The organism is Streptacidiphilus albus JL83, assembly GCF_000744705.1.
GTDB lineage: Bacteria > Actinomycetota > Actinomycetes > Streptomycetales > Streptomycetaceae > Streptacidiphilus > Streptacidiphilus albus.
On sequence record NZ_JQML01000001.1, the window covers coordinates 1875100 to 1888111 of the forward strand.

A 13012-nucleotide genomic window follows, 5' to 3' on the forward strand; every position below is an offset into this window, starting at 1 on the left:
CCACACCATCCGCGGTGAGAAGAACCTCCAGTCCATCACCACCGCCCACCCGGACGGCATCGGCGGCTCGCCGCTGCGCCCGGACGGCACCCTCAAGGTCAAGGGCGAGTTCGCCTACTCCTCCGACCTGTGGCACGAGGACATGCTCTGGGGCATGGCGCTGCGCGCCCCGCACGCCCGGGCCCGGATCCTCTCGGTGGACATCTCCGAGGCGGTCGCCCAGCCCGGCGTCTACGCCGTGCTCACCCACGAGGACATCCCCGGCAGCAAGCTCTACGGCCTGGAGGTGGTGGACCAGCCCGCCCTGGCGATCGATCAGATCCGCTACCACGGCGAGGCGGTGGCCATCGTCGCGGCCGACCACCCGGAGACCGCGCGGCGCGCCCTGGCCAAGATCAAGGTCGAGTACGAGGTACTGCCCCCGATCGTCACCGAGGAGCAGTGCCTGGACCCGGAGACCCACGGCTACGTCCACGAGCCGCACGAGGCTGCGAAATACACAAACGGGGCGCACGCCTCCGGCAACGTGGTCCACTCGCAGAAGGTGGTCTCCGGCCTCGGGGTCAACGACGAGGTCCGCGCCCTGGCGGACGTGGTGGTGGTCGGCGAGTACGAGGTCGGGATGCAGGACCAGGCCTTCCTCGGCCCGGAGTCCGGCCTCGCGGTGCCGGCCGAGGACGGCGGCATCGACCTCTACATCGCCACCCAGTGGCTGCACGTCGACCGGCAGCAGATCGCCCCGGTGCTCGGCCTGCCGGAGAACAAGGTGCGGCTGACCCTGGCCGGCGTCGGCGGCGCCTTCGGCGGACGCGAGGACCTGTCCATGCAGATCCACGCCTGCCTGCTGGCCCAGCGCACCGGAAAGCCCGTCAAGATCGTGTACTCCCGCGAGGAGTCCTTCTTCGGGCACGTCCACCGCCACCCGGCGAAGATGCGCTACGAGCACGGCGCGACCCGCGACGGCAAGCTGGTCTACATGGACGCCCGGATCGTCCTGGACGGCGGCGCCTACGCCTCGGCCTCCCCGGCCGTGGTCGGCAACGCCTCCTCGCTCTCGGTCGGCCCGTACGAGATCCCCAACGTCAACGTCCTGGCCATCGCGCTCTACAGCAACAACCCCTCCTGCGGCGCGATGCGCGGCTTCGGGGCGGTCCAGGCCTGCTTCGCCTACGAGTCGCAGCTGGACAAGCTGGCCGTCGAGCTCGGCATGGACCCGGTGGAGCTGCGCCAGCTCAACGCCGTCTCCCAGGGCTCGATCATGCCGACCGGCCAGGAGATCGACGCCCCGGCGCCGGTGGCGGAGCTGCTGCAGAAGGTCAAGGACCTGCCGCTGCCGCACCCCAACGACTTCCAGGACGTCCGGGGCCTGCCCGGCGCCCTCTCCAACACCTCGCACGGCGAAGGCATCGTGCGCGGCGTCGGCTACGCCGTCGGCATCAAGAACGTCGGCTTCTCCGAGGGCTTCGACGACTACTCGACCGCCCGGGTCCGGCTGGAGGTCATCGGCGGCGAGCCGGTGGCGATGGTGCACACCGCGATGGCCGAGGTCGGCCAGGGCGGCGTCACCGTCCACGGGCAGATCGCCCGGACCGAGCTGGGCGTCGAGCGGGTGACCATCCAGCCCGCCAACACCGAGGTCGGCTCGGCCGGCTCCACCTCCGCCTCGCGGCAGACCTACATGACCGGCGGTGCGGTGAAGCTCGCCGCCGAGGCGGTGCGCAACGCGCTCTTCGCGCTCGGCCGCGAGCGCTACGGCTGGACCGGCAACGACCTCTCGCTGACCGGCGGCAAGGTCGTCTCCGCCACCAACGGCGTGCTGATCTCCATCGCCGACCTGCTCGGCGACCAGGCCATCGACCTGACCCGGGAGCACCACCACCGCCCGACCGTCGCCTTCGACAAGGAGACCGGGCAGGGCTTCGGCCACGTCCAGTACACCTTCTGCGCGCACCGCGCGGTGGTCGACGTCGATGTGGAGCTCGGCCTGGTCAAGGTGGTCGAGCTGGCCGCCGCCCAGGACGTCGGCAAGGCGCTCAACCCGCTGTCGGTGGTCGGCCAGATCCAGGGCGGCTCCACCCAGGGCCTCGGCCTGGCGGTGATGGAGGAGATCATCACCCGGGACGGCAAGGTCCGGAACCCCTCCTTCACCGACTACCTGATCCCCACCATCCTGGACACCCCGCCGCAGCCGGTGGAGATCATGGAGCTGGCCGACCCCAACGCCCCCTACGGGCTGCGCGGCGTCGGCGAGGCCCCGACCCTCTCCTCGACCCCGGCCATCGTCTCCGCGATCCGCGCGGCGACCGGCCTGGCCCTGAACCGCGTCCCGGTCCGCCCGGAGCACCTGACCGGCACCGGCGGCTGACCCCCTCGGTCGCCCCCACAGACCTCCCCCGGGCGGTGTCCAGTTCTTCCCCGCCGCCCGGGGGACCGCACCACCGGATCCACCGCCGTGTACGGCCCTCGCCGGGGCCGCACGCACCAGGCAGCACCACCCAGCGAGCCGAACCGTCCCCTGCCACCCCTACCTGACGGGTCCCCAGGACGGCCGCGAGCCCCACCCCAACCCCCTATGAACCTTGGGAGTGGAACCCGTGACCCAGATCCCCACGGAATCCAGAGTTACCACCGGCGCCGGCACCGAGGTCCCGGCACCGCCGGCGCCGAAAGGCCTGCTCGACGCCTATTTCAAGATCAGTGCACGCGGGTCGACCCTCGCCACCGAGGTCCGCGGCGGCCTGACCACGTTCATGGCGATGGCCTACATCATCGTGCTGAACCCGATCCTGCTGTCCGGCGCGGACATCAACGGCCACCACCTGTCCGCGAGCCAGGTCACCACCGCCACCGCCCTGGCCGCCGCGGTCACCACCATCGCGATGGGCCTGATCGGCAACGTCCCGCTGGCCGCAGCCGCCGGCCTGGGCGTCTCGGCCGCGCTCTCGACCATCATCGTCCCGCACTGCTCCTGGTCCGAGGCGTTCGGCTTCTGCGTGATCTACGGCGCGCTGATCGTGCTGATGGTCGTGTCCGGCCTCCGCGAGAAGGTCATGAACGGCATACCGCTGCCGCTCAAGCACGCCATCACCATGGGCATCGGCCTGTTCATCGCCTTCATCGGCCTGGTCAACGCCGGCTTCGTCGGCCGCAACCCGGCCAACCCGGTCCAGCTGGGCACCAACGCCCAGGGGCACCTCGAAGGCTGGCCGGTCGCGCTGTTCGCCTTCACCCTGCTGCTGATCTTCGTCCTCCAGGCCCGGAAGACCCCGGGCGCGATCCTGATCGGCATCGTCTCCGGCACGGTCATCGCCGTCGTGGTCAACGCCCTCGGCTGGGTCTCGGCCGACGCCTGGGGCGGCCCCACCTCCGTCCCGACCCTGCACGGCAGCCCCTTCTCCGCGCCGAACTTCGGCCTCTTCGGCCATATCAGCGTCTTCGGGGCGTTCAGCAGCGGCAAGGCCGGCATGGGCTTCATCAGCGCCTCGGTCGCGGTCTTCACCCTGGTCCTGGCCGGCTTCTTCGACGCGATGGCCACCATCATCGGCGTCGGCACCGAGGCCGGGCTGGCCGACGAGCAGGGCCGGATGCCGGGCCTGACCAAGGCCCTCCTGGTCGACGGCGCCGGCGGGATGATGGGCGGCCTGGCCGGCGCCTCCGGCAACACGGTCTTCGTCGAGTCCGCCACCGGCGTCGGCGAGGGCGCCCGCACCGGGCTCGCCAGCGTGGTCACCGGCGGCGTGTTCGCACTGATGCTCTTCTTCTCCCCGCTGGCCCAGGTCGTCCCCGGCCAGGTGGCCGCCGCCGCGCTGGTCGTGGTCGGCTCGATGATGATGGCCCAGGCCCGGCACATCCCCTGGGCGGACCGCGAGATCGCCATCCCGGCCTTCCTGATGTGCGCCGTGATGCCGATGACCTACTCCATCACCGCCGGTGTCGGTGCGGGCGTCGTCTCCTACGTGGCCATCAAGGCCGGCACCGGGAAGTGGCGCGCGCCGGGCGGACTGCTCTGGGGGCTGACCGTGGTCTTCTTGGTCTACTTCTTCATCGGCCCGATCCAGCGCATCCTCGGCGTCCACTGACGCCCCGTCCGACCGGGCCCCGCACGTAGGGCCGTCCCCTCCTCTTCCTCCACCTCCCAGCGAAGGAGCGCGCCGTGCAGGACATCGCCGATCAACTCAACGTCTGGCACCGGGCCGGCCGCGCCTTCGCGGTGGCCACCGTGGTGTCCGTCTCCGGGAGCGCCCCACGCGATCCCGGAGCGGCCCTGGCCGTCGACGGCGGGGGCGAGGCCGTCGGCAGCGTCTCCGGCGGATGTGTGGAGGGGGCGGTCTACGAGCTCTGCCAGGAGGCGCTGTCCACCGGCGCCGCCTCGCTGCACCGCTTCGGCTTCAGCGACGAGGACGCCTTCGCCGTCGGGCTGACCTGCGGCGGCATCATCGACATCTTCGTCCAGCCGGTCGTCCCCGGCGCCGAGCCCGGTCTGGACACCGGCCTCGCCTACGTCCACTCCGGCACCCCGGTCGCCCTGGTCCGGGCCGTCGACGGCACCGCGGTCCGGCTCGGCGCCACCCTCGCGGTCACCGCGGACGCCCACCACGGCAGCCTCGGCCCGGCCGCCGCAGCGCTGGAGCGCGCCGCCGTCCTGCACGCCCGCGCCATGCTCGACGCCGGCCGCAGCGGCCTGTTCACCCTCGCCTCGGACGGCCGTCCCTGCGCCCCCGACGGCGACGCCACCGTCACCGCCACCTTCTTCGCCGAGTCCCACGTCCCCGCCCCGCGCATGATCGTCTTCGGCGCCATCGACTTCGCCGCCGCGGTGGCCCGTGCGGGCGGCTTCCTCGGGTACCACGTCACCGTCTGCGACGCCCGTCCGGTCTTCGCCACCCGGCGCCGCTTCCCCACCGCCGAGGAGGTCGTGGTCGACTGGCCGCACCGCTACCTGGAGGCCGAGGCCGAAGCCGGCCGGCTGGACGGCCGCACCGCGCTCTGCGTGCTCACCCACGACGCCAAGTTCGACATCCCGCTGCTGGAGCGCGCGCTGCGGATGCCGCTCGGCTTCGTCGGCGCGATGGGCTCCCGGCGCACCCACCACGAGCGGCTGGACCGGCTCCGCGAGGTCGGCCTCAGCGAGCTGGAACTCTCCCGGCTGCGCTCCCCCATCGGCCTCGACCTGGGCGCGCGCACCCCCGAGGAGACCGCGGTCGCGGTCGCCGCCGAGATCGTCGCCCACCGCCGGGGCGGCACCTGCCTCCCGCTGAGCTCCCACGGCGGCCCGATCCACCACGACCACGAGGCCCGGCCCCGCCGGATAGCCTGAGCCGCCCTCCCCGCCACCGGCCCGCACCGGCCCGCACCGCGCCGCACCGGCCGGCACCGGCCCGCTCCGCTCACCCGCCGGTGCGGACCGCGGTGTAGACGACGGTCAGCCGGGGGTCGGCGACCTGCCCGCCCTCGTCCTCGACCAGCGACGCGAGCCGGGTCAGGAACTGCTCGCGGTCGGACGGGGCCAGCTCGGCGATGTTCGGGAAGGTCGACCACAGGTCCCGTGCGCTCTGCGGGGTGAGGATCTGCTGCCATTCGACGATCTCGACGGCGACGCCGTCGAACAGCCCGCCGGCGGTCAACTGCCGCCGCCACCGGTCGGTGTCGAGCACGTGCGAGCGACTGTCCCGGTAGCCGGGTTCGGCCGGCAGCAGGTCGTGGTAGACGGCGTCGAGCCGGTCGCGGAACGTCGTCGGCCGGTTGGTGTCGCCGAACTCGTTCCACCACGCGGCCAGCCATCCGCCCGGCCGGACCAGCTCGCCGAGCCTCCTGGTCGACTCGACCGGGTCGAGCCAGTGCAGCGCCGTCGCCGCCACCGCCAGGTCGAATCCGCCGGTGAGCTCGGCGGTCTCGAAGTCGGCGAGCTCGATCTCCAGCCGGTCGCACCCGTGGGTGGCGGCGAGGACGGCGGCGAGGTGCCGGCCCGGCTCGACCGCGACCACGTCCGCGCCGGCCGCCAGCAGCGGCCCGGTCGCCAGCCCGGTACCGGCGCCGACCTCCAGCACCCGGGTGCCGGGCCGCAGCCCGCAGCGGTCGGCGAGCAGGTCGAACACCGCTTCCGGGTAAGGGGGCCGACCGCGCCGGTAGGTGCTGGCGGCGGCGTCGAACGACATCCGGCGGGAGCGGCCCCCGGTGTCCCGGGAATCCGGACAGGTTCGGCGGGCCGGGACCTGCCCCACCGGGGTCTCCGGCTGCAGGACGTAGCGGTGCAGGGTGACCGGAGCACCGTCCGGGGCGGTCCAGTCCGCCCGGTAGGTGTCGACCCGTCGCCAACCGGTGCGCTCGTAGAGCGCGATCGCGCCGGACCGCTGGTCGGCGGTGACTTCCAGGACCAGTCCGACGCCCCGCTCGGCCGCCCACGTCCGCACCCGGTCGAGCAGCCGGGCCCCCAGGGAGTTGCCGCGCGCCCCGGGCGCGACGAACAGCCGGCCGACCTCGACGACCGCGGCCTCCCCGTCGACGGACTGCACCAGCACATGGCCCACCACGACGTCCGCCTCGGCCACCGCGACCCAGGCGCCCGGGCTGCCCGCCGGGCTGAGCCAGCGGGCCGGATCCGCGGGCCATGCCACGGGGTACCCGTCGGCCTGCTGCACCGCACGCAGTGCCTCGACACAACCGTCCAGGTCGGACGGCTGCCGCTCACGGATTCGGATCTCTGCCATCCGGCGATGGTAGCCAGTGCGCGGAAGCGTCGACCGCGGGACCGGTGGATGGCGGGCGGACCGCCGGGAGGTAAATGGTTGTGGAGGTCCGGAGTTGACCCTCCCGGAGCCGTTGACGCCGGTGTCGGGGGCGCTGTAGAAAATGCCCCGACAGCGCGCCCATGCCGCTGCACGGCCGCCCCCGCACCTGAGGTGATTGTGGTACCCACGGAACGCGGTCGCTGCGCACCCCCGCCGTCCCCACCGTTACCGCACGGTGTTCCCGCGATCTGACGGACCGGCCGCAGCACCCCCCTGCCGCCCCGGCCGTCCCCTCCCGGTTCCAGCCCCCACCGACGGCCCCGGCGCCGCACCGGCCGCCCCCGCGCGCCGGTCGGCGGGCGCCGCTGCCGCGGCATGCCTCCCCCGCATCGCACTGGAGAACTCGTGTCCCCCCTCACTCGTCGTACCTTCCTCGGCTCGGCCGCGGCCCTCGGGGCCGCACTGGGCCTGGAGAGCGTCTCCGGCCTCTCCCCCCGCGCCGAAGCCGCCACCACCGGCACCATCACCGACGTCCAGCACGTCGTGGTGCTGATGCAGGAGAACCGCAGCTTCGACCACTACTTCGGCAGCCTCCAGGGCGTGCGCGGCTTCGCCGACCGCTCCGCCATCGCCGTCGCGGGCGGCTACTCGGTCTTCGACCAGCCCAACGGATCCGCCCGGCAGTACCCCTGGCAGTTGAGCGACACCGCCGCCGCCGACAGCCAGACCCCGGAGATCCTGGCGCAGTGCGACGGCTCGCTGGACCACGGCTGGTCCACCCAGCACGAGGCGTGGGACAGCGGCAAGATGGACGACTGGGTCTCGGCCAAGGGCTCGGTGCGGACCATGGGCTACCTGGACCGCTCCGACATCCCGTTCCACTACGCCCTGGCCGACGCCTACACCGTCTGCGACGCCTACCACTGCTCGATCCTCAGCGCGACCGGCCCCAACCGGACGTACCTGTGGAGCGGGATGATCGACCCGACCGGCACCGCCGGCGGCCCCGCCTACGACGGCGGCTCGGAGAGCGGCCTGAAGTGGCAGACCTACGCCGAGACCCTGCAGAACGCCGGGGTCAGCTGGAAGGTCTACCAGAACGCGAGCGACAACTTCAGCGACAACGGCTTGGCGTTCTTCAGCCAGTTCGCCGACGCCGCCACCGGCAGCACGCTGTACGAGCGGGGCATGGCCTCGGTCCCGTCCACCGGCAACACCCCGGTGGACATCGCCAACGCCATCGCGGCCGACGCCAAGGCGGGCACCCTGCCCCAGGTCTCCTGGGTGGTGGCCAACCAGAACACCAGCGAGCACCCCGACGCCCCTCCCGGCAACGGCGCCTACTTCATCGACCTGGTGCTGCAGGCCCTGGCGAGCAACAGCGCCGTGCTCGACTCCACCGTGCTGTTCCTCAACTACGACGAGAACGACGGCTTCTTCGACCACGTCCCGCCGCCGGCCGCGCCCTCCGGGACGACCGGGGAGTTCTACGACGGCGTCAATGTCGGGCTCGGCTTCCGCGTCCCGATGGTGGTCGTCTCGCCCTGGTCGCGCGGCGGCTGGGTCGACTCCCAGGTGTACGACCACACCTCGGTCATCCGGTTCATGGAGAGCTGGACCACCGCGCTGGGCACCCCCGCCCTCTGCCCCAACATCAGCGCCTGGCGCCGCGAGGTCTGCGGCGACCTGACCGGCGCCTTCAACTTCGCGAGCCCGGTCTACGGCCTGCCGACGACGCTGCCGAGCACCGCCATCGTCATGTCCCAGCCGGACTGCGACCCGCTGCCCGACCCCGGTCCGGAGACCAACGCCCTGCCGACGCAGGAGTCCGGCACCCGCCCGGCCCGCGCGCTGCCGTACCAGCCCAACGGCTCGGTGGACCACTTCGAGTTCGACGCCAGCAACAAGATCCTGCTCTGGCTGAAGATGTCCAACGAGGGCGCGGTCGCCACCAGCGCAGCGCACTTCGCCGTCTACGCCAACGCCAACCGCAGCGGCGGGCCGTGGCAGTACACCGTCCCCGCCTACAACGCCTCCACCCAGACCAACGGCACGGCCGGCGACTACTACAACATCGGCTCCGGCTACGGCAACGGCGCCTACGACTTCACCATGATCGGCCCCAACCGCTTCCTGCGGCACTTCGCCGGCAACGCCACCACCATCGGCAAGAACCTGGAGACCACCAGCTCCTACGCGGTCACCAGCAGCACCGGCGACCTGGCGGTCTGGTTCACCATGACCAACGCCGCCGCCTCCGGCAAGAGCGCCGTCTTCACCATCACCTCCAACAACTACCGCAGCGACGGCCCCTGGACCTACACCGTCCCGGCCGGCGGCAGCGCCTCCGACTACTTCAACGCCGTGGCCTACTGCAACGGCTGGTACGACTTCACCGTCACCAACAGTCTCGACTCCTCCTGGTCCCGCCGCTTCACCGGCCACCTGGAGACCGGCAGCAGCAGCATCACCGGCTGACGCCGCCGCGCACGGCAACGGGCCCGCCGTCTCCGGCGGGCCCGTTCCGTTAGGCCGCTCAGGAGCGCCGGTCGGCCGAGCCGCTCAGGAGACCCTGGTCCAGCGGCGGCGGCGCCGCTCCAGCCCCGCCGCGACCAGCCGCCAACCGGTGCTGCTCATGACTCCCCCGTCCGTCCCCACAGCTGGGGCCCCTGGGGGAAGTATTCGCCATTGACCGGAGAGTGGCGCCTCCTGCGCCGAGTCAACCAACAGGAGGTGTGTGTGGTGCAAGAGTTGACAGAAAATGGATCGGAGACGACGGAATCTCCTGAGGCCCGGGGAAACCAGCGAGTAAGGTCGAATGCATGCTTGCGCCACAGGGGACTCCTTCCGCCGTCGTGTTCGACTTCTACGGCACACTCACGCCGAGCACGCCCGACGAGGTGTGGGAGGAGCACGCGGCCCGGAGCGCCGATGCGATCGGGATCGACCCGGACGCGTGGCGCGCCGCGCTGGACCGCTCCTTCCCCGACCGGGCGGCCGGACGGCTGGGCGACCTGCCGGCCACCTTCCGGATCCTGGCGCTGCGCCTGGGCGTCGTCCCGCCGGAGGAGGACCTGCTGGCGGCCTGCGCCGCCCGGCTGGCGGCCCAGCGGGAGCTGTTCGTGCTGCGCCCGGAGGCCGGGGCCGTCCTGGCCGAGCTGCGCCGACGCGGCCTCCGGATCGGCGTGCTGAGCGACTGCACGGTGGAACTCGCGGAGAGCTGGGCGGAGTTGCCGCTGGCCGGGATGGTGGACGCCCGGGTGCTGTCCTGCGAGGAGGGCCGGCGCAAGCCCGACCCCGAGCTCTTCCGGCTGATCGCCGAGCGGCTGGGGGTGAAGCCCGAGGACTGCCTCTATGTCGGGGACGGCGGCGGGCAGGAACTGACCGGCGCCGGCGGCGCCGGGATGCGCGCCTACCTGCTCAGGGCCGCCGACTGGGCGGAGAACCACGCCCACGCCCGCGAGGACGACTGGGCCGGCCCCGAACTCGGCTCGCTCGATGACGTGCTGTCGCTGGTCTGAACCCCGACCGGCCGTTCACCTGTGGGTCAGCAGGCCCCCTGGGCTCATTGGGCTGATGGGCATGATTCTGGAGCCCTCGTCCGCCCGGGCGAGGGCGTCACGACGCACCGGCCGAGCGCTCGGCCGGTGCGTACCCCTCCGACAGCCGGGCCGCCGACCCGGGGCCGTCAGCCCGGGGCCGTCAGCCCGGGGTGCTGACGGCGATCACCGCGAAGACCGCGCCCCACGGGTCGCTGACCGTGGCCATCCGGCCGACCGGGGTGTCCTTCGCCGGCATCAGCACATCCGCGCCGCGCTTGACCGCGGCGTCGACGGTGCTGTCCACGTCGTCCACGGAGAAGTAGGTCAGCCAGTGCGAGGGGACGTCCGGGAGGAACGGCGGGTCCGTCATCTGCTGCATGCCGCCCACCGGCCGACCGTCGATCCGGAACTCCTCGTAGCCCGGCATCGCCTCGCCGTAGCCGGCGCCGAAGACCGAGTGGTAGAAGGCCATGGCCGAGTTCACGTCCCGGGTGTTGCACTCGTTCCAGACCAGCGCGCCCGGCTCGTTGACCAGTTGGGCGCCGATGAAGTCCCGGTGCCCCCAGACGCCGAACACCGCGCCGGAGGGGTCCGCTGCGACGAACATGCTGCCGAGCGTCAGCACGTCCATGACCGGCGTCATCGGCGTGCCGCCGGCCTCCTTCACCGCCGCGAGCGTGGCCCTGGCGTCGGCGCTGGCCAGGTAGGTGGTCCAGACGGTCGGGGCGCCCTCGGCCATGACCGGGCCGATCCCGGCCACCGGCAGGCCGAGCTTGGTGCAGACGGCGTAGCCGCCGGTCTCGTCCGAGCCGACCTCGCCCTCCCAGCCGAACAGGTCCCGGTAGAAGTCGAGCGCGGCCTGCTGGTCGGGGACCATCAGGTCGACCCAGCAGGGGGTGCCGGGCGCATAGGGTGCGGTGACCTTGGGCATCGTGGCCTCCGAGGGCGAGTGGACGGATGGGCGGGGGCAGGCCACTGCGGACCGGCCTGCCCCCACTCTTCACCGCTCGCGGTCGCCCCGCTACCGGAGCGCCCGGCTACGCCTCGGCGTCCGCGCGGGTGGCCTCGACTGCCGCGCGCAGCCGGCGGCCGTAGTCGGCGTCCGCCCGCTCGAAGAAGGGCAGCACCCGCTCGACGACGTCGTCCCGGCCGACCGTGCCGAGCGAGCCGGCCAGGTTGGCGATCAGCCGGCTCTGCTCGTCGGCCGACATCAGCCGGTACAGCTCGCCGGCCTGGAAGAAGTCGTCGTCCTTGGCGTGCTCGGGCGCGGTGTGGGCGCCGGTCCAGCCGTGAACCTCGGTCGGCGCGGCCAGCGGGCTGTCGGTCTGCCGGGGGCCGTCGTAGGAGTTGGGCTCGTAGTTCTTGGCCCGACCGGCCGGGTTGACCGCGCCGAGACCGTCCCGCCCGTAGTTGGCCGCGGCGGTCGCCCGCGGCGCGTTGACCGCGAGCTGGGTGTGGTTGACGCCGAGGCGGTAGCGCTGGGCGTCGGCGTAGGCGAAGAGCCGGCCCTGGAGCATCTTGTCGGGCGAGGGGCCGATGCCGGGGACGAAGTTGTTCGGCGAGAACGCCGCCTGCTCGACCTCGGCGAAGACGTTGTCGGGGTTGCGGTTCAGCACCAGCCGACCGACCTTGTGCAGCGGGTAGTCGCGGTGCGGCCAGACCTTGGTCAGGTCGAAGGGGTTGAACCGGTAGTCGGCGGCGTCGGCCACCGGCATCAGCTGGACGTGCACGGTCCAGGAGGGGTGGGCGCCGCGCTCGATCGAGCGGTGCAGGTCGCGCTGGTGGCTGTCGGCGTCCGAGCCGGCCAGGTCGGCGGCCTGGGACCCGTCCAGGCAGCGGATGCCCTGGTTGGTCTTGAAGTGGTACTTCACCCAGTAGGCCGCGCCGTCGGCGGCGGTCCACTGGTAGGTGTGCGAGCCGTAGCCGTTCATGTGGCGGTAGCTGGCCGGGATCCCCCGGTCGCCGAACAGCCAGGTGACCTGGTGCAGCGACTCCGGCGAGTAGGACCAGTAGTCCCAGACGTTGTCCGCCTCCTGGACGCCGGTGAACGGGTCGCGCTTCTGCGAGTGGATGAAGTCCGGGAACTTGATCGGGTCCTTGAGGAAGAAGACCGGGGTGTTGTTGCCGACCAGGTCGTAGTTGCCCTCCTCGGTGTAGAACTTCAGCGCGAAGCCGCGCGGGTCGCGGACCGCGTCGCTCGAACCGAGGTTCCCGGCCACGGTGGAGAATCGGAGGAAGACCTCGGTGCGGCGGCCGACCTCGCCCAGGAAGTGGGCCCGGGTGTACGGGGTGACGTCGTCGGTCACCTCGAAGTAGCCGTAGGCGCCGGAGCCCCGGGCGTGGACGATGCGCTCCGGCAGCCGCTCGCGGTTGAAGCGGGCCAGCTTCTCGATCAGCTGCTGGTCCTGGAGCAGGACCGGTCCGCCGACGCCCGCCTGGGCGGAGTTCTGGTTGTCGGCGACGGGAGCGCCGGACTCGGTGGTCAGGATTTCGGGCATGAGGGTACCTCGGTCATGGCTCGGATGATGTTGGCTCGGGTGGTGCGGGCGGCGCGGGTGGGGCAAGTGGTTCGGGTGGCGCGGGCAGTGCGGGGCCGCCCGGACCGCGCGCGGAGGCGGCTGCCGGGCGAGGGCCGTCGTCGTGGTCAGACGCCCAGCAGCCGCCAGATCGCGGACCGACGGCGGGAGGTCTCCGCACCGTCGGGGCCGTCCACCGGGCGCAGCGCGCCCACGGCGGCGGCGA

8 protein-coding genes are annotated in these 13012 nt (G+C 72.5%); 5 read left to right on the forward strand and 3 right to left on the reverse strand.

Annotated elements, in window-relative coordinates:
- Positions 1 to 7: 7 nt before the first annotated feature.
- The 3 genes from pucD (at position 8) to BS75_RS08120 (ending at position 5317) form a co-directional block, all read left to right on the forward strand.
- Positions 8 to 2365 (forward strand): xanthine dehydrogenase subunit D, encoded by a 2358-nt coding sequence (gene pucD / locus BS75_RS08110; RefSeq protein ID WP_042440252.1) that lies wholly within the window; start codon positions 8 to 10, stop codon positions 2363 to 2365.
- Between the two features lie 229 nt (positions 2366 to 2594).
- Positions 2595 to 4079: an NCS2 family permease gene (locus BS75_RS08115; RefSeq protein WP_042440250.1), complete on the forward strand. Its 1485-nt coding sequence runs from the start codon at positions 2595 to 2597 to the stop codon at positions 4077 to 4079.
- A gap of 74 nt (positions 4080 to 4153) precedes the next feature.
- Positions 4154 to 5317 carry an XdhC family protein gene (locus BS75_RS08120; RefSeq protein ID WP_034087728.1) on the forward strand — a complete coding sequence of 388 codons (1164 nt, stop codon included), beginning with the start codon at positions 4154 to 4156 and terminating at the stop codon, positions 5315 to 5317.
- Between the two features lie 70 nt (positions 5318 to 5387).
- Here the strand turns inward: BS75_RS08120 and BS75_RS46245 are convergent, their stop codons facing one another.
- Positions 5388 to 6707, reverse strand: coding sequence for a GNAT family N-acetyltransferase (locus BS75_RS46245; RefSeq protein WP_052069278.1), 1320 nt, complete (start codon positions 6705 to 6707; stop codon positions 5388 to 5390).
- A 426-nt stretch (positions 6708 to 7133) separates the two neighbouring features.
- Between BS75_RS46245 and BS75_RS08135 the strand changes: the two genes are divergently transcribed.
- Positions 7134 to 9206: a phosphocholine-specific phospholipase C gene (locus BS75_RS08135; protein WP_034087729.1), complete on the forward strand. Its 2073-nt coding sequence runs from the start codon at positions 7134 to 7136 to the stop codon at positions 9204 to 9206.
- A 344-nt stretch (positions 9207 to 9550) separates the two neighbouring features.
- Positions 9551 to 10249 carry an HAD family hydrolase gene (locus BS75_RS08140; protein WP_034087730.1) on the forward strand — a complete coding sequence of 233 codons (699 nt, stop codon included), beginning with the start codon at positions 9551 to 9553 and terminating at the stop codon, positions 10247 to 10249.
- A gap of 181 nt (positions 10250 to 10430) precedes the next feature.
- On the opposite strand, the gene BS75_RS08145 is transcribed toward BS75_RS08140, so the two are convergent.
- Together BS75_RS08145 and BS75_RS08150 are read right to left on the reverse strand one after the other, a co-directional pair.
- Entirely contained in the window at positions 10431 to 11201 is a 771-nt protein-coding gene (locus tag BS75_RS08145) for a VOC family protein (RefSeq protein WP_034087731.1), read from the reverse strand.
- Positions 11202 to 11307: 106 nt separating this feature from the next.
- The gene (locus BS75_RS08150; protein WP_034087732.1) at positions 11308 to 12768 is read right to left on the reverse strand and encodes a catalase; all 1461 of its coding nucleotides are present in this window, start codon (positions 12766 to 12768) and stop codon (positions 11308 to 11310) included.
- Positions 12769 to 13012 lie beyond the last annotated feature (244 nt).